This window comes from Amycolatopsis sp. YIM 10 (genome assembly GCF_009429145.1).
GTDB lineage: Bacteria > Actinomycetota > Actinomycetes > Mycobacteriales > Pseudonocardiaceae > Amycolatopsis.
Map to the genome: position 1 here is coordinate 4,349,441 of NZ_CP045480.1, position 24,658 is coordinate 4,374,098.

Here is a 24,658-nt window from a genome sequence, read left to right on the forward strand (position 1 = left end):
GTCCTCGCCGCGCTGACCTTCTACAGAAGATTGACGTAGCGCGGACCTTGTGTCGATAATAAAACGGCTGTGACCCAGACCACGACGCGGACCACCACAAAAAGGGAGGTCGCATGACGGCCACGGTCAGCCCGGAGGTCAGCTTCACCAGGTCCCCGGCGGCGTACCGCCACTGGAACCTCCGGATCGAGGGGGCGGTGGCCTGGCTGGAACTGGACGTGGCCGAGGACGGCGGCATCGTGCCCGGCTACGAGCTGAAGCTGAACTCCTACGACCTCGGTGTGGACATCGAGCTGTACGACGCGGTGCAGCGGCTGCGGTTCGAGCACCCCGGCGTGCGCACGGTGGTGGTCACCAGCGCCAAGGACAATGTCTTCTGCGCCGGCGCGAACATCCGCATGCTGGCCGGGTCCTCACCCGAGTGGAAGGTCAACTTCTGCAAGTTCACCAACGAGACCCGCAACGCCATGGAGGACGCGACCGAGCACTCCGGGCAGACCTATCTCGCCGCGGTGAACGGATCCTGCGCGGGCGGCGGTTACGAACTGGCGCTCGCCTGCGACCACATCATCCTGATCGACGACAACTCCTCCACCGTCGCGCTGCCCGAGGTCCCGCTGCTCGGCGTGCTGCCCGGAACCGGCGGGCTGACCCGCGTGGTGGACAAGCGCCGGGTGCGCAAGGACCGCGCCGACGTGTTCGCCACGCGCAGCGACGGCATCCGGGGCAAGACCGCGGTCGAATGGCGGCTCGTGGACGAACTCGCGCCGCGCCGGGACTTCGCCGAGGTCGTCCGGCAGCGTGCGCTGGAACTGGCCGGGCGCAGCTCCCGCCCGGCGGATGCCACGGGCGTGGAACTCACTCCGCTCGAACCCGACGGTTACGCCTACCGGTACGTGAAAGCGGAACTGGGCGCGGAAACGGTGGACATCACCGTGCACGGCCCCGACGAGCACGCCACCGACTGGCTGCTCACCATGACCCGCGAACTCGACGACCTCATCCTCCGCCTCCGCACCAACGAACCCGAGCTGGGCACCTGGGTGATCCGCACCGCCGGGGACGCCGAAACCGTACTGGCCCACGAGGAAGCGGTGCTCGGCAAGCCGGACGACTGGCTGTGCAACGAGATCATCCACTACTACAAGCGGACGCTGAAACGGCTCGACGTCACCAGCCGCAGTCTCATCGCGCTGATCGAGCCCGGCAGCTGCTTCGCCGGTGTACTGCTCGAACTCGCACTCGCCGCCGACCGGCAGTACATTTTGGACGGTCCGCCGATCGAGGACGAGGACAGCCCGCTGCGTGCCTCGATCCGGTTGTCCGAGGCGAACTTCGGCCGGTTCCCGATGGGCAACGGCCTGTCCCGGCTGGAATCCCGGTTCTACCAGGAAACCGACCACCTGGCCTGGCTGCGCAAGGAAATCGGCCATACCCTCACCCCGGCCGAGGCGAACGAACTGGGCCTGGTCACCGACGCGCTCGACGACATCGACTGGGAAGACGAGATCCGGATCGTGCTCGAAGGCCGGGCCGCGCTGAGCCCGGACTCGCTCACCGGGATGGAGGCCAACCACCGTTTCGTCGGCCCGGAAACCCTGGAAACCAAGATCTTCGGCAGGCTCACCGCCTGGCAGAACTGGATCTTCAACCGGCCCAACGCCGCCGGGCCCGATGGCGCGCTGCGGCGCTACGGCACCGGCCGGAAGGCCGTCTTCGACCGGAAGCGGGTGTGAGCTGATGCCAGAGAAGATCGACTACGACGCCAAGATCCCCAACAACGTCGACCTCTCCTCGGACCGCAGGCTGCAGCGCGCGCTGGAGGGCTGGCAGCCGAAGTTCATGAACTGGTGGGGCGAGATGGGCCCGACCCTGCGCACCCAGGGCGTCTACCTGCGCACCGCGGTCAGCGTCGGCCGCGAGGGCTGGGCGCACTTCGACCACGTGCACGTGCCCGACTACCGCTGGGGCATCTTCCTCGCCGAACGCGACGGCGACCGCCGGATCGCCTTCGGTGAGCACGCCGGCGAACCGGCCTGGCAGCAGGTGCCGGGGGAGTACCGCGCCGACCTGCAGCGCCTGATCGTGATCCAGGGCGACACCGAGCCGGCCTCGGTGGAACAGCAGAAACTGCTCGGCCTGACCGCGCCGAGCCTCTACGACCTGCGGAACCTGTTCCAGGTCAACGTGGAGGAGGGCCGTCACCTGTGGGCGATGGTCTACCTGCTGCACGCCTACTTCGGCAAGGAGGGCCGCGAGGAGGCCGAGGGCCTGCTCTACCGCAACTCCGGCAGCCCGGACACCCCGCGCATCCTCGGTGCCTTCAACGAGGAGACCGCCGACTGGCTGGCCTTCTACATGTTCACCTACTTCACCGACCGGGACGGCAAGTACCAGCTCGGCACGCTGAAGGAATCCGCGTTCGACCCGCTTTCGCGCACCTGCGAGTTCATGCTCAAGGAAGAGGCGCACCACATGTTCGTCGGCACCACCGGGGTCGACCGCGTGGTGATGCGCAGCGCCGAACTGATCCGGGAGCACGACACCACCGACATCGCCGCGCACGGCGGCATCCCGCTGGAGATCATCCAGAAGTACATCAACTTCCACTACACCGTCTCGCTCGACCTGTTCGGCAGCGAGACCTCGACGAACGCGGCGAACTACTACACCGCGGGCCTGAAGGGACGGTGGAACGAGACCCGGCGCAAGGACGACCACCAGCTCACCGACGGCAGCACCTTTCTCGACCGGCCGGGCGAGGACGGCACCTGGACCCAGGACGAGGTGCAGACCCTGCTCGCGCTCAACCTGGACCTGCGCTCGGAGTACATCGCCGACTGCCGCACCGGGCTCAAGCGCTGGAACCGCATCCTGGCCGAAAACGACATCGGCTACCGGTTCTCGTTGCCCCATCCCGGTTTCAACCGCAACGTCGGGATCAACCGCGGCCACCACATCACGCCAGACGGCACCATCGTGGACGAGGCGACCTGGGAAGCCGGGCGGTCGAAGTGGCTGCCCACCACCGAGGACCTCACCTTCGTCCGCTCGCTCATGCACCCGGTCTACGAACGCGGCAAGATCGCCTCCTGGGTCGCGCCGCCGCTCAACGGCATCAACGGCAAGCCGTTCGACTTCGAGTACGTCCACCTGCCCTGAGGCGGTAGTGATGCCCGCTCCCACCACGTTCAACGCCACGAACTACCTCCTGGACCGGAATCTGGCCGAGGGCCGCGGCGACCGGACCGCCGTGGTCTCCACCAGCCGGTCACTGACCTACGCCGAACTGTTCGCCGAGGTGCGCCGGACCGCGGGCGCGCTGCGGGAACTGGGAGTGCGTCCCGAGGAACGCGTGATGATGTGCCTCGGTGACGACATCGAGCTGTTTGTCTCGATCCTGGCGACCATGCACCTTGGCGCGATCGCGGTGCCGACCTCGACCATGCTGACCGAGCCCGAGTTGAGCGACCTCGTGGTCGATTCACGGGCCCGCGTCATGCTCACCGCGCCGATGTTCGAAGACACCGCGGGCCGTGCCGCGCGGAAGGCGCCGGACATCGAGCACGTCGTCGACGTGAGCAGGGGATTCAGCGGCGAACCGGTCGACGAGTCGTACCCGACCTGGGCCGATTCGCCCGCGCTGTGGCTCTACACTTCCGGAACGACCGGCCGGCCCAAAGCCGCGATGCACCGGCACGCCGACATCCGCACGGTGGCCGAGAACTACGGGCAGCGGGTGCTCGGCATCGGTCCCGGCGACCGGTGCCTGTCCGTGGCGAAGCTGTTCTTCGCCTACGGCATCGGGAATTCGATGTTCTTCCCGATGTCCGTCGGCGCCACCGCGATCCTGGACGAGCGCCGCCCGAACCCGGCGCTGTTCGCCGAACGGGTGCGCGACGAGCGGGTAACGCTGTTCTTCGGCACGCCGAGCTTCTGGGCGCCGCTGCTGGCCAGCGACGTGCCGGACGACGCGTTTTCCACCGTGCGCCAAGGGATTTCGGCGGGGGAGGCGCTGCCGTCGCGGCTCTACCACGGTGTGCTCGACCGCTTCGGCGTCGAAGTGCTCGACGGCATCGGGTCCACCGAGATGCTGCACATCTTCGTGTCCAACCGGCCGGGCCAGGTCCACCCCGGTTCGTCGGGCACGGTGGTTCCCGGCTACGACGTCGAAATCCGCGATGCCACCGGCGCGCCCATCGAGGGCGCCGGGATCGCCGGTGAGCTGTACGTGCGCGGTGACTCCGCGGCGATCGGGTACTGGTGCCGGGCGGAGGCCACGCGCCGGGTGTTCCACGGCGAGTGGATGCAGACCGGCGACACCTACGTCCGCAACTCCGACGGCTCGCTGAGCTGCCTCGGGCGGTTCAACGACATGCTCAAGGCCGGTGGCATCTGGGTCAGTCCGGCCGAGGTGGAGGACAGGCTGCTGGAGCACCCGGCGGTGGCCGAGGCGGCGGTGGTCGCCGCGCCGGACGCCGACGCGCTCGACAAGCCGGTCGCGTGCGTGGTGCCGGTGCCGGGGCACCAGGTCGACGGTGAGGAACTGATCGGCTGGTGCCGCGAGACGCTGGCCGCGTTCAAACGGCCGCGCGCGGTGGTCGAAGTCGCCGAACTGCCCAAGACCGCCACCGGGAAGATCCGGCGCAACGTGCTGCGGGAGCTGGTCAGCACTTCGCTGCTGGAGGTTCCGGCGAAGGAGCCGGTGGATGCCCCTGCCGGATGAGGTGGTCGACGCGCACGTCCACGCGCCAAGGCTGAGCACGCTCAAACCGGCCTGGCTCGAATGGGCGGACAGGTTCTCCGGGCCGCACGACTGGCGGTCCGCCTACGACAGCGAAGGCGTGGTGGTACCGGCCGAACTGGACGCGATGATGGCGGCCGAGGGGGTCGCCCGCGCGTTGCTGTTCGCCGAGTACAGCCCGCGGGCCACCGGCATCCAGCCGATCGAGGACCTGCTGCCGATCGTCGAGCACAACCCGGAGCGCTTCCGCCTGGTGGCCAACGTCAACCCGCACCTGCACCACCCGGTCGAGACCGAGGTGGAACGCCAGCTCGGTTTCGGTGCGGTGGCGGTGAAACTGCACCCGGTGCACGGTTGTTTCCCCGGCGATCACCCCGAACTGCTCGCCGTCTACGCGTTGTGCGCCGAACGCGGCATCCCGGTGATCGTCCACTCGGGAACGTCGAGTTTTCCCGGCTCCCGCAGCCGTTTCGGCGATCCGGAGAGCTTTCTCGACGTGCTGGAGCAGTTCCCCTCGATGCAGCTGGTCTTCGCGCACGGTGGGCGTGGGTGGTGGTACGACACCGCGGCTTTTCTCGCGCTGGCGAAGCCGAACGTCTGGCTCGATCTCGCCGGGCTGCCACCACGCAAGCTGCCGGAGTACTACCAGCGCTTCGACCTGGAACGGCTGGCGAGCCGGTTCGTGTTCGGCACCGACTGGCCGGGTGTGCCGGGTACTCGGCGCAATGTGGAAGCACTGGGCTCGCTGGGCCTGCCCGATGACGTGCTGCGCGATGTGCTCTACGGCAATGCGGCGAAACTCTTTCCGGGGTTGGGGCGTGGTCCCATCCCGGCGCTCGATTGTGACGACGGTGGGGATTCGCTTGTCAAGGCGGGAAAGATGCCTTGACAAGCGAATCCCCACCGTGTTTTTGGCTTTGGACCGGGATGGGGAAGGGGAGTCTGGATGATGCCCCACCTTTGCTCGCCGGCTTCCTGTTCCAGCCTGGCTGGTGTCACGGCAAAACTGTTCTCTGGCCTGGGAAACTAGCTGGTCAGCTCGTCCCAGTGGGCTTGTGCGGACGCTCGCCACTCGGCGTGCTTGCGGTGGAACAGCTCCGCGGCCTTGGTGCCGCTCCAGCCCGCGGGCAGCAGCCGCGCGGGCAACTGCGGGTCCAGGAAAGGGAATCGGCGCCACTCGTGGACGAGCCGGGTCTGCGCGCTCAGTGCCTGCTCGCCGGTTTCGGGCGTCAGCGCGTCGAACTGGTCGATGAAGTCCTCGTACTGCTCCTCCACCTCGCTCAGGTTCCATGACCTGGCAACCAAAGTCGCCTCTTCGCCGATCCCGCCGTACGAAGCGGTGAACGACATCGGCGAGCCCGCGCCGAGTTGCTCGAGGATCGTGCGCGCCTCGTCCTCCCTCGCCACGTGCGGGCTGACCCACACCCCGGCCGAAGGCGAGCCGAATCCGGCCCAGGTGAGCTGTGTGCGCAAGCGGTGTCGAAGGTCACGCTGGGACTCCGGGACGGACACCAGCAGCACCAGCCACCGGCCGTCCCACTCCCGGCCGGCGCCACCGAACTCGTAGATCCGGTGCGCTCCTTCGGTGAGCAACTGCTTGCCCGGCTTGGTCAGCGACCACCGCACGCGCCGTCCTTCGCGCGCCGACTCGAGCCAGCCCTCGCCCGCCGCGCGGGCCAGCGCCTGCCTTGCCGACTTCTCCTCGATGCCGAACAGGCCCAGCGCGTCGACCAGAGTGGCCGTCCACACTGGATTTTCCCGTGGCAGCACGTATTCCCCGAGCACCGTCATCAGCAGCGACCGGGCACTGGTGTGGCTGACTTCGCGGCGCCTGCTCACGCTCGGCCGATTGGTGATCACCGTCAAATGCTACAACAATGTTCAACATCGAGAGGTTGTTGCAGAAAGCCGCGCGTCCAGTGCGCGGGCCCGTCCCGGGGTACGGTGGGCCCGCCAGGGGAACCGAAGCTGTATGCGCCGAAACGCCAGGAGTGGTTATGCCAGCGTCCGAACCGGCCACCAAGAACCCGGACAAGGGCTATCTCGCCCTGCTGGGCTGGAGTCTCAACGCGGTGGAGGCGCTCGACCGCTTCGACCGGCGCTACGTCGTGGTCGCGCCCGACTGGGCGGAGAAGTACTGCGCCGAACACGACATCCCTTATCTGCCATGGAACTTCGAGCGGCTCAACGACCGGTCGATGGAAATCGCCGAGACGCTGCAACAGGAAGGCGTCGACGTCGCGATCCCGCTGTTCGAGGAAACCGTCGAGTGGGCCGGGGCGATCAACTCGGTGCTGCTGGACAACCCGCGCCTGTTCGGACAGGCCATGCTGCTGCGGGACAAGTCACTGATGAAGCGACGGGCGCAGCTCGGCGGCATCCGGGTCGGGATCTTCGAGGAGGCACACGACCGCGACGACGTGATCCGCTTCCTCAAGCGTGTCAACCAGACGCTGCTCAAGCTCGACGGTGACCCGAACGACCCGATCCATCTCAAGGCCTTCGACAAGGCGGGCTGCCTCGGGCACCGCATCGTGCGCACCCCCGACGACGTCGACACCATTCCCGACGAGGAGTTCCCGGTGCTGATGGAGTCGCATCTCGACGGCTGGGAGTTCGCCGTCGAGGCGTGGGTGCACAACGGGAAGATCAAGTTCCTGAACATCTCCGAGTACGTCACGCTGGGTTACTCGGTGTTCGTACCGGCCACCCCGGAGCTGGAGCGGTACCGGCCGCAGATCACCGCCCAGATCGAGAAGCTGATCAAGACCTTCGACATCGAGTTCGGCTTCGTGCATCCGGAGTACTTCGTCACCAGCGACGGCGAGATGTACTTCGGCGAGGTCGCCTACCGGCCGCCGGGCTTCAAGGTGTTCGAGTTGCTGGAGCGGGCCTACGGCTTCAACGCCTACCAGGGGCTGGCGCTGGCCTTCGACCCGAAGACCACCGAGGAGGAGATCGACGCGTTCTTCCCGCGCGAGGTCGAGGACGCCGCCGGGGTGGCCGGCTGCTTCGGTGTCTACCCGCGCCGCCGGGTGGTCAGCGAGCTGCGGATCCCGCCGGAGACCGAGGACGACGACTACTACGAGTCGCACGACCTGTCCGCTCCGCTCGAGGAGACGGTGACCAAGCGGACCGCGTTCGGCACCCACTGGGGCCTGCTGTACTTCTTCGGCGATGATTCCTATCGGATGCGCGAGCTGTTGAAGGAACAGGAAGAGTACGACTTCTACGTCTGACGGGCCCCGTCGACGCCGAAGCGTTCAAGCGCGGAAGACCGACCAGAGGGAAGCCTGTGAAACCGACCGCCGACCGGCCGGGTGTGGCCAGCACGCTGGACAAACGCGTGGCGTCGCTCGACGACGCCGTCCTGGCCATGGCCGAGACCCGCGACTTCGGCAAGCACACGAAGCTGCGGCGGGTGCTCGAGGCGCTGCGGCGGGTGCTGGTCCAGCCCGGCGGGGCCGCGGCGGTGCAGGCCAGGGCCCAGGCGCTGGAGGAGGCCGGGCTGTTCCTCGGCACGGACTGGGCCAGCCCGGAGATCCTGATCCCGGCGCTGGTCGGGCCCGGCCTGCACGCCGGGGACGTGGACACCGTGGTGATGGAGGCGTGCAGCGAGCTGCGCACGCTCGCGGTGGCCCGTGGTGACTACGCGCACCCGACGCTGTCCGCCGAGGACGCCCGCGAGTTCCTGACCCAGGTGCTGGCGATGAACCTGGAACTGCTGTTCACCCCGCCCACCGAGGCGGAGCGGACCCAGCAGGGCCGCACCGCGAAGCTGATCAGGGACCTGTTCCGGCACCTCGCCGACGAGATCGGCTACGACAGCGTGCTGGACAAGCTGGTCGAGGAGATCTGGCGGATCCTGCGCCAGCGCCCGATCCAGGTCGACCAGGTGCAGTCCCTGATCACCCGGATCTCGGTCTACCGCGGCGACCCGGAGGTCGATCTCGGCAACTCCGCCGGGCAGGGCATCGACCGCCTGATCACCGCCCTGTTCGGCACCACCGAGGCCTGCCGGGAGGACCCCGGCGTCGAGGTGTTCCGCTCGCGGCTGCAGGCGATGGACAACGGTGACCTGCAGTACGAGGCCGCCGGGTTCGCCAGGGCGATGCACGACACCGGGCTGGTCTCGCCGTACCACGCGGAGCTGCTGCGGTTCCTGCGGCACAAGAGCGACTACCTGCTCGGCGAGGCGCTGGGGCTGTCCGACACCGGCCGCAACTGCCTGCTGCGCTACGCCGACCTGGTGCACCGGCTGATCGAGGCGGCGGTGCACCCGCAGACCGCCCAGTGCATCTACGGGCTCGCGCTGCTGCTCGACCGCGGCATTCTCTACGAGCCCCCGGTGGTGCCCGCGCTGTGGCGCCAGCTGGCGCTGGAGCTGTCCGAGCACGCGCGCGAGCGCCTGACCACGGTGTTCGGCGACGAACCCGGCCCCGAAGCGCGGCTGACCGCGGGCGTGCTGTCGGTGCTGGGCCTGCCGCTGGGCGTCGGGCAGGGCGACAACCCGACCTGCCAGTCGGCCCGCGCGCTGTCGATGTGGGCCTACAACGACCCGGACTACCTGCTGCAGATGGTGGTCTGGGCGGCCCGCGACGACGAGATCATCATGCACTTCGAGGGCCAGCCGATCTCGTCGAAGGACAGCGAGATCGGAATGGCCGGCACCCTGCCCACCGATCTGGACCCGGTGTCGCTGCTGGTGGTACCGCACCTGGACCGGATCTACGCGGAGATGGGCCGCCGGTGCGCCGGCCGGCCCGGTGACCCGCACCGCTGGGTCAATCCCGAGTTCCACGGCTGGTGGGCCGCGCGCGGGTTCCGGATCAACGTCGACGTCGAGACCGGGAACCTGATCGACCTGGACACCTTCCTCCGGCAGTTCCACGCCAGCTACCACCCGGCCTACAACGGCGGGCAGCCGCTGATCCACCCGCAGCCCGCCGGGATCGCGGTCACCGACAGCGCGGCCCGCTACGTCGGCTGGCACGCGATCACCGTCCTGCGGGTCGCCGCCGACCCGCAGGAGGTCATGCGGGTGTACTTCTACAACCCGAACAACGACAGCGGGCAGGACTGGGGCGACGGCGTCGTGGTCTCGACAGCGGGCAACGGGGAGCGCTTCGGTGAGGCCTCCCTGCCGTTCGACCAGTTCGCCTCACGGCTCTACATCTTCCACGCCGACCCGCTCGAGCACGGCGAGCCGGAGAAGGTGCCCGCCGACGACGTGGAGCGGATCATCGGTTTCATCGAGCGCAGCTGGGGCGCGGACCGGCTGCCGCGTGGCGGGCTGCAGGCCGCGCGGGACCCTCATGCGTGAGCCTTCGCGGTCACCCGCCGCCGCCGGTCCAGCCGGTCCCACAGGCTCAGCATCGGCGTGGCCATCATCGTGGTCACGATCGCGACCAGCACCAGCACGCTGAACAGCTCGGGGGTGACGATCCCGGCGGCCAGCCCGACGTTGATCGCGATCAGCTGCATCAGCCCGCGCGCGTTCATCAGCGTGCCGACGCGCAGCGCCACGTCCTGCGGTTCGCCGGTGATCCTGGCCGCGGCCCAGCACGCGCCCAGCTTCCCGGCGATCGCGGTGGCCACCGCGGCCACCGCGAACAGCAGCAGCGCGGGGTCGACCAGCAGGCCGAAGTCGGTGTTCAGGCCGGAGTAGGTGAAAAACAGCGGCAGGAACACCGCGCCGACCGGCGCGATCCTGGCCACCACCCGGTCGACCTGCTCCGAGCGCGGGAACACCACACCGAGGCTGAACGCGCCGAACACCGCGTAGAGCCCGATCACGTCGGTGTACCAGGCGGCCAGGAACAACACGGTCACCAGCACCAGCAGGAGGTGCTCGGCGGGCAGCCGCTCGGCGAGCGAGCGCGCCCGGTCGCTGGTCCGCATGATGATGATCAGCAACAGCACCAGAACCGCGCTGCCGCCGGCGGCGAGCGCGATCGGCCCGCTGCTGCCCGCGGCGATGCTGAGCACGCCGGCCAGCAGCACCCACGCCACCGCGTCGTCGAGCGCGCCGCAGGCCAGCGCGACCGCGCCGAAGCGGGTGTCGGTCAGCCCGCGTTCGGTGATGATCCGCGCCAGCATGGGGAAGGCGGTGATGGCCAGCGCCACCCCGACGAAGAGCATGGACACGGTGAGCGAAACGCCGTCCGGGAACAGGTTGACCCGCCCGTGCGCGAACCAGGTCAGTGCCGCGCCCAGCACCATCGGCACCACCACGCCGGCGGTGGAGATCAGCGCGGCCGGTCGCGCCACCTGCCGGACGCGGTCGGCCCGGAACTCGTAGCCGGTCTGGAACATGAACACCACCAGGCCGATCTGGCCGACCACGTAGAGCACCGGCCGCAGCTGATCGGGGAACAACGCGGCCTCCACCCCGGGCGCGAACAGCCCGAGCACCGACGGCCCGAGCACCACCCCGGCCACCATCTCGCCGACGACGGGTGGCTGGCCGAGTGCGCGCAGCGCCCAGCCGACCAGGCGGCAGACCAGCAGGATGACCACCACCGCGAGAAAGAAGGCAGGGGCCAGCAGCGTGTTGGACATCGGGTCCTCCGTGCTCAGTGGCTTTTTGTGTCGCTCTGGGCTGGTGGCGCTGTGGTGGGGCGCTACGGGCCCGAGTGGTGGATCGGGCAGCCCTGGGTGTCGTGGGCGTCGAAGTAGCGGCTCGCCAGCCGCTGGCGCCGGGCGTCGAACACCATCCAGGTGCCGAAGACCAGTTGCACCAGGCTGCGCGTCAGGTTCTCGACGTGGTCGCGGACCCGCAGGAACGCGCCGATCGCGCGAACCCGGTGTGCGGGCAGGGGATTCGCGCGGCGGTCCAGCAGGCAGGGCGCGCGGTGGGGGAGCGGGCGCGTGTGCGAAACGGTGGAATGCAACCGGAACCGCCGCAGCACCTCGATGGTCGCGGCCCGCATCACCAGCGGCGCCAGCCGCCACGCCGGGCACGGCCGGTTCGCCGCCACCCCGAACGGGATGTGGTGTGCTTCGCGGGCGGAGAGCCGTTCCCAGCGGGACGGGTCGAACACCTCGGGGTTCTCGTACCCGGTCGCGTGGTAGCCGGGGTACGAAAAACAGAGCACCGAACCCGCCGGGAGGGTGCTGCCCGGGGTCTCGATGTCGGCGGTGGCGATCCGGTGCGCGATGCCGAACAGCGGGAACATCCGCATGGTCTCGTCGAGCACCTGGGCGAAGTACCGCTCGTCGGCCGGATCGTCCGCCAGCCGCCGCTGGACGCCGGGGTGCTGGGCCAGCACCAGCAGCAGGTGCGCCATCGCCTCGGACATCTGCACCACCGCGGTGTTGAAGAAGGTGCCCTGGAGGTAGTGCACCTTTTCCTTGTCGGACAACGATTCCGGCAGTGCGTGCGGGATGTCCGGCAGGCGGCGCGCGAGGTAGCGGGTCAGCCGGGCCCGGCGGCGCGGGTGCCGCAGCCCGGTGCACTTGAGCGCGGTCACCACGTCGTCGGCGTGCCCGATGATCAGCTTGCGCGCCTCGGGCGGGCAGGGTTCGCGGAACACCAGTTCGTAGAAGAAGTCCGCCCACACCGGCATCATCAGGTCGCGCAGCCGGACCAGCGCGGCCCGGCCGGGCACGGCGGTGTCGAGCACCGCGGCGGCGCACCGGGCGGCCGCTCCGGCGAGCTTCTCGCTCGGCCCGGCGAGGATGCGCAGCGTGGTCCGCGCGACCTCGTCGTAGCGCGGGCCGTCTTCGAGGTGTTCCTGGTGGATCTCGGGACCGGGGGAGAGCCAGTACCAGAACAGGTCCGACAGTTCGGCTCCCCGGCTGCGTCCGTTCGCCGCCGGGTGCGAGTAGACCTCCATGAACCGGTCGTCCTGGTCCGGCAGGGTGATCACGTGGTCCCCGTTGACCGCCTCGAACACCCGGACCCGCAGGGCGACCACCAGCTCGGGCAGGCTCAGCACCGGCTCACCACCTGGTCACCGGCGAGCACCCCGCCACACAGGGTCAGAACGTGCTCGAACTCGTCGCGGAGCAGGTCCAGCACCTGCCGCACGCCCGCCTCGCCGTCCGCGGCCAGCCCCCACAGCACGGGCCTGCCGACACCGACCGCGCTCGCGCCCAGCGCCAGCGCGATCGCGACGTCGGCACCCCGCCGGACGCCGCCGTCGACCAGCACCGGGATCCGGCCGTCCACCGCCTCGGCGACCCGGGACAGCGCGTCGATCGCGGCGGGCGCCGCGTCGAGCTGGCGGCCGCCGTGGTTGGAGACCAGGATTCCGGCGATCCCGCCGTCCACCGCGATCCTGGCGTCCTCGGGATGCAGGATTCCCTTGAGCACCAATGGCAGTCCGGTCATCCGCCGCAGCGCTTCGACGTATCGCCAGGAGGCTTCCGGGCACCACTCGATGTCCCGGACGCCGGGCGAACCGGGCAGGTCGCGCAGGTTTTCGGCGGCCAGCCCCTCGGGCAGGTCGTGGAAGCCGTTGTGCTCGTCGCGGCCGTGCCGCCCGAACACCGGGGAGTCCACCGTGACCACCAGCGCCGAGCAGCCCGCGTCCTCGGCCCGCCGCACCAGGCACTCGGTGATCTTGGCGTCCGGCTGGAGGTAGAGCTGGAACCACACGGCGGCGTCCGGATCCACCTCGCGCGCGGCGTCGGCCACCTCGCCGATGGCCACCGTGGCGGCCATTCCGGACACCAGCACGGTGCCCGCCGCCGCGGCCGCCCGCGCCGTGGCCAGCTCACCGTCGGGGTGCGCGAGCCGGTGGAAGGCCGTCGGCGAGACCAGGATCGGCATCGAGGCGCGGGCACCGGGGAGGTCGACCGCGATGTCCCGCGACGGCTGACCGCGCAGAACTCGGGGGATCAGCGCGTACCGGCCGAAGGCCCGCTCGTTCTCCGCCAGCGCGGTTTCCTCCCCGGCACCGCCGGCGAAGTAGTCGTAGTGCACCGGGTCGAGTCGTTGCCTGGCCCGGTCGTGCCACCCGGCCAGGCTCATCGCCGTCACAGGCCCACCCGCGGGCGGTCGGTCTGGGTGCGCAGGAACTCACGCAGCGGTGCCCGGTGCACCTGCTCGCTGTCCCACTCGTTCTCCAGGTTCTCGGTGATGTGGTGCTCGGCGACCAGTTCTCCGTCGCGGAACAGGCGCACAACGGGGTGCAGGTACCGCCCGTCGAGCCCGCTGGTGTCCTCTTGGGACGTTCGACCGGCCGAGATGTCGAACGGGTTGACCAGGTCGTGGTCCTCGCCGTACTCCAGGGTGACGGTCAGGTACGACTCGACTTCGCCGAAGTCGCCCGCGGCCACGGCCTCGTGGAGGTGGTCGACCGGCACCTCTTCGACGTAGCGCGGCGGCGAGTCGGAGAAGAGCACGGCGTCCCCGAGGTAACCGAAGACCTGCCACAGCGCGGAAGTCCGGTTGACCCGTTCGATCACGGCGTCGGTCACCGCGTCGGCCGGGCCGTCGGAGGTCAGCACCCGGCTCGGCCACGGCACGTCGTGGTGGCGCCGTTCCAGTATCCGGTGCAGCGCCCGCACCCCGTACCGGAAGCCGTGGATGAACCCGCTGGTGGACCGCTTGAAGTCGCGGGACTGCGTGATGGTGCCCGCGAAGTGCAGCCCCGGCACGTTCACCGACTCCCACGCGGCCGTCTGCGCCGGGAAGCGGTCCTTGATCACCAGCTCCGGACGGCACTCCGGGGCGAAGATCGAGGCGTCGAAGCGGAAGCCGGTCGCCGCGATGACCCGGTCGTAGCGGATCTCCTTGACCACCTCGGCCACCCGCGCGAAGCTGACCCGCACCAGGTAGCCGTCGCCGTCGCGCCGGATGCCGAGCACCTGCCCGTCGAGCAGCGCGTTCTGCGACTTGAGCTGGTAGGTGTCGAGGAAGTTGTTGTTCACCGCGCGCAAATGTCCGACGAAGTGCGTTTGCCAGGCCAGCCGCAAAGAACCGGGGCCGGCCAGGTGAATGACCGCGGCCGTTTCGATGAGGTTGTCCGCGGTTTCGAAAGCGGAGTTGCCGCGGCCGATGATGAGTACTCTCTTGTCGATGAACTCCGCCGGGTCCACTGACACCTCGGTATAGGGTTCCGCGTGCTCAATACCGTCGATGTCCGGAATATACGGTTTGCTCACCCCGGTCGCCACGATCAGGCGCTTGGCGATGAACACATTCCCGTTCTGGTCGACCGCCTCGAAATCGCCCGGACGGCCGATTCTGGTGATCCGGGTGTCATAACGGACGTTGAGCCGGTGGTGCGCGGCGAAGTCGCGGAGGTAGCGCACCATGTCTTCGGCCGAGGGGAAGTAACGCGGGGTGTACGCGGTGAACAGCGGCTCCTGCTCGGCCGAGAGCAGCGAGTTCCAGTCGTTGCGGAGTCGCAGTTCCGGATCGCTCCAGCCGGTGTGCACCTTGTTGATCGAGATCAGTTTCCGGTGCCGGGGGAAGCGGGTGAAAAAGGTGCCGGGTGATTCGCCCGCTTCGACGACCAGGTGACTTCGCCCGGCTCGCTTGAGGTAGTAACCGGCCTGCAGCCCGGCCGGTCCGGCACCGAGCACCAGATAATCGACGGAAATCACGGAATCGTCCTCGGGCAAGGGAATCTCCTCGGGATCCGGTGGGGATTCCCGAGGTTAGTTGAAACCTCAAACACCGAGCCATCCGCTATCGGGGTGAGCCAACCTGTCGATTCCCTGTCGGTTTTCGCGGAAATCGGAAACGGTGGTAGGAGTAACGACATGAGCCAGGTGTACCCGCGAGCCATGCTCGACTCGTTCGCCGCAGACCCGGAACTGCCCGCGTTCGAACACGGCGACCGCGTGGTGTCGCGAGCGGAGTTGCTGGACCTCGTCGCGCGCTTCACCGGCGGGCTGCGGAGGGCCGGGCTGGGGCCCGGCGACGGCGTGGCCATCGCGACCGCGGTGACCCCGGAGGGCTTCGCCGCCCAGCTCGCCGCCGCCGCGCTGGGCTGCCGGGTGGCCGGGGTGCGGCCGGGGCTGACCGAGGCTCAGCTGCCGCACGTGGTCGGCCGGGACGTGGCCGCGCTGGTGACCGACGATCCCGGGCCCGAACTGCTCGCCGCCGCGGGCCCGGCGACGGTGCTGCGGATCGGCCCGGAACTGCTGTCCACACCGGAGGAACCCGTGGTGCGCGGGCGGCTGGAGGACATCGCCTCGGTGACCTTCACCAGTGGCAGCACCGGTGCGCCCAAGGGGGTCGCGCTGACCTACGCGGCGATGACCGAGCACTGGTCGTGGCAGCCGTCGAAGTGGAGCCACGAGACCGCGCGGCTGGCCGCCGGTTACCGCCGGTTCCTGCTGTTCGGCACGCTGACCAGCGCGGTGATGCAGGAGCATCTCGGGCTGTGCCTGCTTTCCGGTGGTACCGCGGTGATCCCGGAGTCGCCGCCGGACTTCCCGCGGGTGCTCGAGCGGCTGCGGATCACCGCGAGCCTGCTCACCGTGCCGCGACTGCACCACCTCCTGGATTCCCCGGAGACCGCCGAAGCGGACCTGAGTTCGGTGCGTGTGCTGCTGGTCGCGGGCTCGCCGCTGTCACCGCACCGGATGGCCGAAGCGTTCGACCGGTTCGGCCCGGTGATGGTGCAGGGCTACGGGCTGACCGAGACCGGTTTCCTGACCGCGCTGACCGCCGAGGACGTCGAGGCCTGGCCACCCGCGCTGCGGTCGGTCGGCCGTCCACGGTCCGAAGTGGACATGGAGATCCGGGACGCCGACGGAAATGTCCTGCCCGCCGGGAAAACCGGCGAGATCTGGGTGCGCACCGCGTACGTGCTGGCCGGTTACTGGCGGGACGAGGCGGAAACGGCCGACCTGATCCGCGACGGCTGGGTGCGCACGCGCGACCTGGGCCACCTGGACGAACGCGGCTACCTGCACCTGACCGGCCGGGCGCGCGACGTGATCATCGTGAACGCGATCGTGCACTACGCCGGGGCGATCGAACGCGCGCTCGCCCTGCACCCCGGTGTCCGGGAAGCCCACGTGGTCGGTGCCCCGGACGAGCGCACCGGCGAGGCCGCGCACGCATTTGTGGTGACCGGCGGCGTCGTCGAGAAGGCCGAACTGCGGGCCGTGGTCGCCCGCGAACTCGGCGAGCCCGCCGTCCCGGCGACGATCACCGTGGTCGACGAGGTGCCGACGCTGCCCAGCGGCAAACCGGACAAGCGCGCCCTGCTCGAAACCCGGGGTGCCGTCAGCCCGGTCAGCCCGGTCAGTCCGGTCAGCTCAGCCGAGTCCCGCTGACCAGGCCGGTCAGCTGGTCCGCGCCTGCAACAGGCGGGGTGACACGGCGAACCCGCTTCGCTCGTACGCCGCCACCGCCCGTCCCGACGAGTGCACGGTGACCCGCTCCAGGCCGAGTTCGGTGGCCAGCCGCAGGAGCGCGTCGATCAGCTGACCGCCGAGGCCGCCGTCGCGGGCTTCCGGTTCCACGTACACGCACTGCACGTCACCGCTGGCACGCGAAAACGCGCGTGGGGTCGGCACGCGGGTGGTGATCGCGAGGAAGCCCATCCCGACGACCTGATCGTCGCGCGCCGCGACCAGGCAGCGGTGGGTGTCCGTGTTTTCCCGTGCCCACGCGGCGAACTCGCGGACGAACTCGTCGCGGCCGTTATCGGCCAGCCCGTCCTTTTCAGACACCCAGCGCCAGCGCAACCCGGCGACGGACTCGAAGTCGGCGGGTAACGCCGGCCGGATCTCGATCGTCGTCATGCCCCCATCATGTCCGAGTCCGCTCGCGCGGCGAGCCAGCGGTGGTAGGTGGCGCTGCGCTCGGTGTCGTGCTCGTAGGCCGCCATCGCCTCGGTGACCAGCACGTCGGCCTGCTTCCCGAACGCGCCGCGGTCCCGCCAGGCGACCAGGTAACGCAGCCACAGCGGATCCCCGGCCAGCGGCCGGACCGCGATCCCCGGCCCTTCGGGAAAGGTGACCTGGCACGGGGACAGCGCCCGCCCGGCCGCGACGAGCCGCCGCAGCAGGCTGGGGTCGGAGATCCGGTGCATCACCCGGGGCCGGAACCCCGCGCGCTCGCACACCGATTCGAAGCATTCGGGCCAGCCGACGCCGTCCGACGGGCCGAGCACCCATTCGTCCGCGGCGAGTTCGGCCAGCCGGACCTCGTCGGCGGCCGCCGCGGGATGGGCCGACGGCAGCGCCACGAAGATCGGCTCGACGGCCAGCGCGCGCAGCCGGACCCCGGCCGGGCCGATCAGTTCGTGGTCCGGGTAGTCGGCCACCACCGCGGCGTCGAGCCGGGCCGCGACCAGCAGGTCCAGCAGCCGCCGCGGGGAGAACTCGGTGCTGACCGAGACCATCGCGCTGCCGAGGCGCTCACCGAGGCGCCCGGCCAGTTCGACCACCATCGAGCCGCCGATGCCGCCGAGCGCGACCGGCCGGGCCGAGCCGTCGGTGAGCCAGCCGCGGACGTGGTGGTCGAGCGCGTTCGCCGAAGCCAGCACCCCGCGTGCCAATGGCAGTACCGATTCCCCGAACGCGGTGAGCGTGACCCCCTCGCGGCTGCGGGCGAACAGCCTGCCGCCCCAGGCGCGCTCGATGCGCTGGAGCGTGGCGGTCAGCGCGGGCTGGGTGGTCCCGGTCCGCGCCGCGGCCCTGGTGATGCTCCCGGCGTCGGCGATCGCGCAGACCACCCGCAGGTGCCGCAACTCGATGTCCATCACCGCGAAGTTATGACCGGCTGTGGTTTCCGCGAACCCGCTGAAAGTAGGGATTCTGCGGGTGTCCCCGCCTTCCCCAGGAGTGATCATGCGACTTGCTGGTGCGTTCGGCCTACTCGCTTCCGCCCTGCTGCTGACCGCCGTGCCCGCCCCGGCCGCCGAGCCGCCCGGGTTCACCACGGAGATGGAGGTGTTCGCGCCGGACGGTTCCATCGGCCGCGTGCCGGTGACCAGACCCGCCGCCGACCGCGCGCCGGTGACCGCGTCGGTGGCGGCCGAGGTGGTGCCGATCGAGGTCAACGGCCCCAGCGAGAGCCGGTTCGACCTGGTCTTCGTCGGTGACGGCTACACCCAGGGCGACCTGGGCACCTACGCCCAGCACGTCAACTCCGGGGTCGCCGCGCTGTTCACCGCGGAGCCGTTCCGCAGCCATCGCACGCAGTTCAACATCTGGCAGGTCAACGTGGTCTCGGCGGAGTCCGGGGTGGACAACGATCCCACCCAGGGCGTGCGCCGCGACACCGCGCTGGACAGCTACTTCTGGTGCGGAGGCACCGAAAGGCTGTTGTGCGTCAACGAGACCAAGGCGATCCAGTACGCGTCCTCGGCGCGTGACGCCGACCAGGTGATCATGCTGGCCAACACCACCAAGTACGGCGGCGCGGGCGGCAGGGTGGCCACCGCGTCGGGCGGCAACGAGCAGTCCAGCCAGATCATCGTGCACGAACTGGGCCATTCCGTCGGCGGGCTCGCCGACGAGTACGACTACGGCACCTGCGACCCCCGCGAGCCCGCCGAACCCAACGCCAGCACCTACACCGCCGAAGAGATGGCGGAGAACCAGGTCAAGTGGCACGAGTGGCTGGGGCAGCCGTCACCGGACGGCGGCGTGGTCGGCGCCTACGAAGGCGCGCGGTACTGCACCTCGGGCATGTACCGGCCGAGCGAGAACTCCGTGATGCGGCAGCTGGGCCGCGAGTTCAACCCGCCGGGCATGACCGCGATGATCGACGGGTTCCGCCGCGAACCGTCCACAGTGCACTAATCGGATTCGCCGGCCGTGCGCGGGGCGTGGAGCAGATCGCTGAGCCCGCCCCGCGCGTCCGCGATGAGAATGGCCTCGGCGTTCACCGAATCGCGGGCACGCAGCGCGCGGACGAGCGCCCGGTGACTGGCGTAGCGGTCCAGGCTGAAGCTCGGATCGGCCGCGATCCGCTCCAGCCTGCGGGCCCGGCGTTCGGCCTGGGAGAACACCCTGGCCTGGTCCAGCAACCGCGACAGCACCGGATTGCCGGCACACGCTTCGAGCGCGTCGTTGAACCGCTGCATGGTGTCGATCAGCCGGTTGAGGTGGCGCTGCGGCAGTTCCCCGTCCCGCTTGCGCTGGACGATGAGGATCAGCAGGTCGTCGGCCTCGTCCAGGATCGCGTCGAGCCCGTCGAGCTGGGCCGGGGTGGCGTGCCGGGCGGCGAAGCGGGCCACCATCCCGCGGAGGCCCACCTCCACCTCGGCCAGGTCCCGCAGCGCCTCGTCCCCGATGTCGGAGACGGTCACCGTGCGCGGGCCCTTGCGGACCAGCAGCCCGTCCTGTTCCAGGCGCCGGATCGCCTCGCGGACCGGCGTCGGGCTGACCGAGAGCTGTTCGGCCAGTCCCCGCTCGGTGACCTTCTCGCCCGCCCGCAGGCCGCCGGTCGCGATCGCGTCGCGAATGGACCGGTACGCGCGGTCGGCGAGGGTGTCGCTGGTCAGCGTGGTCAGTGTGGTCAACGTCGAAGGTGTCGAAAGCGGCTCGTCGGTCACGGCAGCAGCCTACTCGATGCCATAGCTCGCCAATAAGCAACAGTTGACAGTTTTGCTATAGCATCTCTACCGTGCTGCGGCATGGACACGACAGCGCGGCCGCGTGCCGGTGGACGGCGGATCACCTTCCTGGTCGCGCTCGCGGTGTTCGCGCAGGAGTCGACCTGGAACTTCTACGACGCCCAGGTGCCGCCGCTGCTGATGGCGCACCTCGGCAGCGCCGCGGTGGTCGGCCTGCTGATGGGCATGGACAACATCATCGGCCTGTTCATCCAGCCCTGGATGGGCAACCGCTCGGACAACACGCGGACCTCGTGGGGCAGGCGGATGCCCTACCTGGTGGTCGGGATGCCGCTGGCCGCGCTGATCTTCCTGCTGATCCCGTTCAGCGCGGCGGCGCTGCCCGCCCTGATCGCGGTGATGTTCGCCTACGCGCTGGTGGTGAACTCGTTCAAGCCCATCGCCGAGGCGCTGGTGCCCGACTTCATCTCCCCGGAACGCCGCAGCCGCGCCAACGCGGTGGTCAAGATCGCCGCCGCGCTGACCGTGGTGCTGGCCTCGGTGCTCAGCATCCTGATCGTCGACGACCACCCGACCGCGGCCTTCTTCATCCCGTCGGCGCTGATGCTGGTGGCGGTGGTGGTGCTGGCGAGCACGGTGCGGGACAGCCGGTCGCGCGGTTATCAGCAGGCACTGGCCGAGGACAGGGAGTCGACGGAGACAAGGCGGCCCCGGGCGCTGGATGCCCTGCGGGACATCGTGCGCGACACCGATCGCAGCCGCCTGCTGCTGATGCTCGCGATCGCCCTGTTCGGCGGAGCCTGGGCGGCGTCCCGCTCGCTCATGACGCCGTACGGGATGGAGGTGCTCGGCCTGTCCAGGGGTGACGCCGGCGGGCTCACCCTGGTCAGCGGGCTCGTTTACATCGTGGTCGCCTACCCGGTCGCCATGCTCGCCGAGCGCTTCGGCCGGTTGAAGGTCATCGCGCTGGGCATGGCGGTCTTCGCCGTGGCCATGCTCGCCGCCACCCTGCTGCGGAGTCCTGCCGGGACGGTGATCGCGCTGTCGGCCGGGGCCGTGGGCGCGTCGGGCTTCATCATCAACGCGGCCGTCGTGCTCTGGAACCTCGCTCCCTCGGCCCGCGTGCTCGGCACCTACGCGGGTTTCTACACCGTCAGCTGGGCCACCGGCGGCTTTCTCGGCCCGGCGCTCGTCGGCGCCATGGTCGACGTGACCGGCTGGCGGCTGATGCCCGTCGACGTGGCGATCGTGACGGTGCTCGCGATCGCCACGGTCGTCCGGATCGGCCTGATCCGGCGGTCACCCACCGAACAGGAGACAAAACCTTGACCCACCAGCGAACCGGCGAGGTCCGCGTGCTGGCGCCGACGGGCATGCTCGGCGCGGGCTTCACCCAGGCCACGATCGACCGGGGCCTCGCCCTCGGTGCCGACGTGATCAGCGTCGACGCCGGATCGACCGACTCCGGGCCGTCCTACCTGGGCACCGCGACGCCCAAGACCACCGAGGCCGCGGTGCGCCGGGACCTCCGGATCCTCCTGCGGGCCGCGGCCGGGGCGGGCATCCCGCTGATCGTCGGGTCCTGCGGCACCAGCGGCACCGACGCGGGCGTGGACTCGGTCGCCTCGATCGTCCGCGAACTTCAGGCGGAGGAGGAAATTCCCCTTCCCGTGGCCAGGATCTACAGCTCACAGGACGCGGCCGAGCTGAAGGAGCACCTGCACGCGGGCCGCGTCCACCCGCTGCCGCCGATGGGGGAGATCGGGGCGGAGGTGTTCGAAAGCTGCACGCACATCGTCGGCATGATGGGCCACGAACCCATCGCCGAGGCGCTGGCGGCCGGGGCGCGGGTGGTGCTGTGCGGGCGCGCCACCGACACCGCCGTGGCGGCCGCCTACCCGCTGCTGCGCGGTATGCCGCCGGGGCCGGTCTGGCACGCCGCGAAGATCGTCGAATGTGGTGGGCAGTGCACCACGAACCCGGCGGCCGGGGGAGTGCTGGCCACCATCGACGCGACCGGGTTCACCATCGAGCCGCTCGACCCCGCCGCCGCTTGCACGCCGATTTCCGTTGCGGCACATATGCTCTACGAGACCGTCGACCCGTACCTGATGCGGGAGCCGTCGGGCACCATCGACGTCCGGGACGCGACCTACACCGCGCTGGACGACCGGCGGGTCCGTGTCGAAGGATCGCGGTTCCTGCTCGCCGAGCAGCACACCGTGAAGCTCGAAGGAGCGCGGGTCACCGGGTACGAGACCATGTCGTTCTCGGCCATCCGCGACCCGCGGATCCTGGCCGGAATCGACTCCTGGGCGGAGTTCCTCCGCGAGATGATCACGGCTCGGGTGGCGCAGACCCTGGGACTCGATGCCGGTGAGTACGCCTTCGACATCCGGCTGTACGGGCACCGCGGCGTGCTCGGCGACCTCGAACCGGAGAGCGGGCCACCGCGTGAGGTCGGTGTCATGCTGCTGGTGAACGCGCCGGACCAGGCGACCGCGACGGCCGTGGCGAAGGTCGCCAACCCGCTGATGCTGCACCTGCCAACGCGCGGATTGCCGTACCTGCCCAGTTTCGCGTTCGCGTCGTCCCCGGCCGAGGTCGAACGTGGCGCCGCGTATGAGTTCGTCCTCAACCACGTCGTCGACACCGCCCCGACGGCGATGTTCCGCATCGAGCACGGAGACCGCCATGCCTGAGACGATCGGTGACCTCGCGCACGAGGTCCGCGCCAAGAACGCCGGACCGTTCTGGATCACCATGGAACTGTTCATGCGTGACGATTCCGGTTACACAATCGTGGCGGATCCAGGCTTCATCAACGAATCGGTGATCGCTTCACTGTACGAAGTGGACGCTTCGGCGGTCCGGCTGTTCCGCATCCCGGAGTTGAAGGTGGTCAAGATTTCCTTCCCACGCCCGGTTCCGCAGGGTTCACTGCGCGACCGGGACATGCACGCGGGTCAGCACCACGTGCCGCTGGCCCTGCTGCCGGTGCCGCGGTCATGAGCGGGCTCGCGGACTGGGACACCCCGGCGCTGAGCAACGCCTTGCGCCGGGCGGGAGTCGCGCAGTCCCGTACAGACGGTTCGATCCAGCGGATCTCCGGCGGTTCCCTTCTGGGGACTGCCGTCACCGCCACCATGCGGGCGCGGGAACCGGGGGAGGACGGGGTGCCGGTCGCCGACCTGCACCGGGCCGTGCTCGCGGTCGAGGGCCCGGTGGCCGTGGTCGTCCAGGACGTGGACGAGGTACCCGGCGCGGGCGCGTTCCTGGGTGAGGTCAACGGAACGCTGCTGGACGCACTCGGAATCTCCGGCTTTGTCACCAACGGCCGGGTGCGGGACGAACCGGATCTGCGGGGGATGGGCTTCGCCGTGCACGCCGCGGGTTTGTGCGTGGCACGGGCGCACATGCGGCTGACTGCTGTTGGAGTTCCGGTGCGCGTCGGCGGTCTGCCCGTGACTCCCGGGGATCTGCTCCACGGTGATCAGCACGGTGTCCTGCGGATTCCGCCCGAGACAGCTTCGCGCCTTCCGGCTTTGGCCGAAGAAATCCGCGCGGAGGAACAGGCGATCGTGGCGTGGGCACGATCTTCGGACTTCACTCCGGCGGGATTGCTGGAGTTGAAACGGGTTCGCCACTAGTGGAGTTGGTCGCCCAGGCGGCGGGCGGCCTTGACGACAAGTTGCCCCAGTTCCTCCGGGTCGGGGGCGTCGAACAGGGACAGGCCGATGCTGGTGTCCTCCCGGCCGGTCGGCACCACGGCCGAGATTCCCGTGATGCCCGGAGCTATTTCCCCGCTGGAGACCGCGTAACCGCGTTCGCGGGCCAGCGTCACGGCTGACCGTTCACCCTCGCGGGGCGGGCCGGCGGCCAGCAGGGCCAGTCCCGCCGAGCCGCGGTCGATCGGATCCAGCTGACCCGTCCGGAACGACACGTGCATCCGCGCCTGCCGCGGCTCGACGATCATCAGCATCCGCACCTGGTCCGGGCCCTCCCGCACGACCAGGTGTGCCGACGCCTGCGCGGTTTCGGTCAGTTCCTCGAGCACCGGGCGCGCCAGCGTCCGCAGGTCCTGCTCGACCGGCTCGGCCAGGCGCACCAGGCCCGCGCCCAGGGTGATCCGCTTGAACCGGTCCCGGCGGCACAGGTGGTGCGCCTCCAGCGTCCGCACCAGCCGGTGCGCCACCGTCCGGTGCACGCCGATGCCCTCGGCGATCTCGGTGAGGGTCAGCCCGCCGGGCTGGGTGACCAGCAGCTCCAGCACCTCGAGTCCGTTGTGGAGCGTCTTCGACACGGCTGAACTCGGTTCGGGCACAGCGCTCCCTTGACGACCGGCCGGAGGCGGCTTACGGTTTGCGAAATATCGCACACTGCGTGCGAATATAGCACGCCGCTGGGCCGGGGACAA

At 69.7% G+C, this 24,658-nt stretch carries 21 protein-coding genes; 12 read left to right on the top strand and 9 right to left on the bottom strand.

Annotated features, from left to right (window positions below; translation table 11 throughout):
- Window positions 1-113: 113 nt before the first annotated feature.
- The 4 genes from boxC to YIM_RS21015 are packed head-to-tail and all read left to right on the top strand — an operon-like array spanning window position 114 to window position 5,633.
- Window positions 114-1,736, top strand: coding sequence for a 2,3-epoxybenzoyl-CoA dihydrolase (gene boxC, locus YIM_RS21000; RefSeq protein WP_153031971.1), 1,623 nt, complete (start codon window positions 114-116; stop codon window positions 1,734-1,736).
- A gap of 4 nt (window positions 1,737-1,740) precedes the next feature.
- On the top strand, window positions 1,741-3,162 hold the full coding sequence (gene boxB / locus YIM_RS21005; RefSeq protein ID WP_153031972.1) for a benzoyl-CoA 2,3-epoxidase subunit BoxB: 1,422 nt from the start codon (window positions 1,741-1,743) through the stop codon (window positions 3,160-3,162).
- Window positions 3,163-3,172: 10 nt separating this feature from the next.
- The gene (locus YIM_RS21010) at window positions 3,173-4,726 is read left to right on the top strand and encodes a benzoate-CoA ligase family protein (protein ID WP_153031973.1); all 1,554 of its coding nucleotides are present in this window, start codon (window positions 3,173-3,175) and stop codon (window positions 4,724-4,726) included.
- Window positions 4,710-5,633, top strand: coding sequence for an amidohydrolase family protein (locus tag YIM_RS21015; protein ID WP_153031974.1), 924 nt, complete (start codon window positions 4,710-4,712; stop codon window positions 5,631-5,633). Before YIM_RS21010 ends, YIM_RS21015 begins: the two co-directional genes overlap by 17 nt.
- Before the next feature lie 137 nt (window positions 5,634-5,770).
- Here YIM_RS21015 and YIM_RS21020 read toward each other — a convergent pair whose 3' ends face one another.
- Entirely contained in the window at window positions 5,771-6,583 is an 813-nt protein-coding gene (locus YIM_RS21020; protein WP_255463069.1) for a PaaX family transcriptional regulator C-terminal domain-containing protein, read from the bottom strand.
- Window positions 6,584-6,741: 158 nt separating this feature from the next.
- Between YIM_RS21020 and YIM_RS21025 the strand changes: the two genes are divergently transcribed.
- A complete protein-coding gene (locus YIM_RS21025) occupies window positions 6,742-7,983 on the top strand; it encodes an acetyl-CoA carboxylase biotin carboxylase subunit family protein (protein WP_153031975.1) in 1,242 nt (413 codons plus the stop codon).
- A gap of 56 nt (window positions 7,984-8,039) precedes the next feature.
- Entirely contained in the window at window positions 8,040-10,067 is a 2,028-nt protein-coding gene (locus YIM_RS21030) for a hypothetical protein (RefSeq protein ID WP_153031976.1), read from the top strand.
- On the opposite strand, the gene YIM_RS21035 is transcribed toward YIM_RS21030, so the two are convergent.
- The 4 genes from YIM_RS21035 to YIM_RS21050 form a co-directional block, all read right to left on the bottom strand.
- Entirely contained in the window at window positions 10,058-11,305 is a 1,248-nt protein-coding gene (locus YIM_RS21035) for a cation:proton antiporter (RefSeq protein WP_153031977.1), read from the bottom strand. The genes YIM_RS21030 and YIM_RS21035 overlap by 10 nt on opposite strands.
- Window positions 11,306-11,367: 62 nt before the next feature.
- Window positions 11,368-12,684: a cytochrome P450 gene (locus YIM_RS21040; protein WP_153031978.1), complete on the bottom strand. Its 1,317-nt coding sequence runs from the start codon at window positions 12,682-12,684 to the stop codon at window positions 11,368-11,370.
- Window positions 12,678-13,721, bottom strand: a complete 1,044-nt coding sequence (locus tag YIM_RS21045) for an alpha-hydroxy acid oxidase (protein WP_153037136.1) — start codon at window positions 13,719-13,721, stop codon at window positions 12,678-12,680. The genes YIM_RS21040 and YIM_RS21045 overlap by 7 nt, the downstream gene beginning before the upstream one ends.
- 5 nt (window positions 13,722-13,726) lie before the next feature.
- Complete coding sequence (locus tag YIM_RS21050) at window positions 13,727-15,319, bottom strand: NAD(P)-binding domain-containing protein (protein ID WP_228004862.1); 1,593 nt, start codon at window positions 15,317-15,319, stop codon at window positions 13,727-13,729.
- Between the two features lie 141 nt (window positions 15,320-15,460).
- Between YIM_RS21050 and YIM_RS21055 the strand changes: the two genes are divergently transcribed.
- Window positions 15,461-16,987, top strand: a complete 1,527-nt coding sequence (locus YIM_RS21055) for a class I adenylate-forming enzyme family protein (protein ID WP_153031979.1) — start codon at window positions 15,461-15,463, stop codon at window positions 16,985-16,987.
- A 9-nt stretch (window positions 16,988-16,996) separates the two neighbouring features.
- On the opposite strand, the gene YIM_RS21060 is transcribed toward YIM_RS21055, so the two are convergent.
- Both YIM_RS21060 and YIM_RS21065 read right to left on the bottom strand, forming a co-directional pair.
- Window positions 16,997-17,458: a GNAT family N-acetyltransferase gene (locus tag YIM_RS21060; protein ID WP_153031980.1), complete on the bottom strand. Its 462-nt coding sequence runs from the start codon at window positions 17,456-17,458 to the stop codon at window positions 16,997-16,999.
- Entirely contained in the window at window positions 17,455-18,420 is a 966-nt protein-coding gene (locus tag YIM_RS21065; protein WP_153031981.1) for a LysR family transcriptional regulator, read from the bottom strand. The genes YIM_RS21060 and YIM_RS21065 overlap by 4 nt, the downstream gene beginning before the upstream one ends.
- 88 nt (window positions 18,421-18,508) lie before the next feature.
- Here YIM_RS21065 and YIM_RS21070 point away from each other — a divergent pair, with 88 nt between their 5' ends.
- On the top strand, window positions 18,509-19,465 hold the full coding sequence (locus tag YIM_RS21070) for a M64 family metallopeptidase (protein WP_153031982.1): 957 nt from the start codon (window positions 18,509-18,511) through the stop codon (window positions 19,463-19,465).
- Here YIM_RS21070 and YIM_RS21075 read toward each other — a convergent pair.
- A complete protein-coding gene (locus YIM_RS21075) occupies window positions 19,462-20,220 on the bottom strand; it encodes a GntR family transcriptional regulator (protein WP_228004863.1) in 759 nt (252 codons plus the stop codon). The genes YIM_RS21070 and YIM_RS21075 overlap by 4 nt on opposite strands.
- Before the next feature lie 81 nt (window positions 20,221-20,301).
- Here YIM_RS21075 and YIM_RS21080 point away from each other — a divergent pair, with 81 nt between their 5' ends.
- From YIM_RS21080 to YIM_RS21095, 4 genes are read left to right on the top strand one after another with little or no spacing between them, the layout of a single operon-like run.
- Window positions 20,302-21,570 carry an MFS transporter gene (locus YIM_RS21080; RefSeq protein WP_153031983.1) on the top strand — a complete coding sequence of 423 codons (1,269 nt, stop codon included), beginning with the start codon at window positions 20,302-20,304 and terminating at the stop codon, window positions 21,568-21,570.
- A gap of 44 nt (window positions 21,571-21,614) precedes the next feature.
- Window positions 21,615-22,943: an acyclic terpene utilization AtuA family protein gene (locus tag YIM_RS21085; protein ID WP_153037139.1), complete on the top strand. Its 1,329-nt coding sequence runs from the start codon at window positions 21,615-21,617 to the stop codon at window positions 22,941-22,943.
- Window positions 22,936-23,253, top strand: coding sequence for a DUF4387 domain-containing protein (locus YIM_RS21090; RefSeq protein WP_153031984.1), 318 nt, complete (start codon window positions 22,936-22,938; stop codon window positions 23,251-23,253). The genes YIM_RS21085 and YIM_RS21090 overlap by 8 nt, the downstream gene beginning before the upstream one ends.
- On the top strand, window positions 23,250-23,891 hold the full coding sequence (locus YIM_RS21095) for an RraA family protein (RefSeq protein ID WP_153031985.1): 642 nt from the start codon (window positions 23,250-23,252) through the stop codon (window positions 23,889-23,891). Before YIM_RS21090 ends, YIM_RS21095 begins: the two co-directional genes overlap by 4 nt.
- Here the strand turns inward: YIM_RS21095 and YIM_RS21100 are convergent.
- Window positions 23,888-24,544 carry an IclR family transcriptional regulator gene (locus YIM_RS21100; RefSeq protein ID WP_194240232.1) on the bottom strand — a complete coding sequence of 219 codons (657 nt, stop codon included), beginning with the start codon at window positions 24,542-24,544 and terminating at the stop codon, window positions 23,888-23,890. The genes YIM_RS21095 and YIM_RS21100 overlap by 4 nt on opposite strands.
- Window positions 24,545-24,658: the final 114 nt, after the last annotated feature.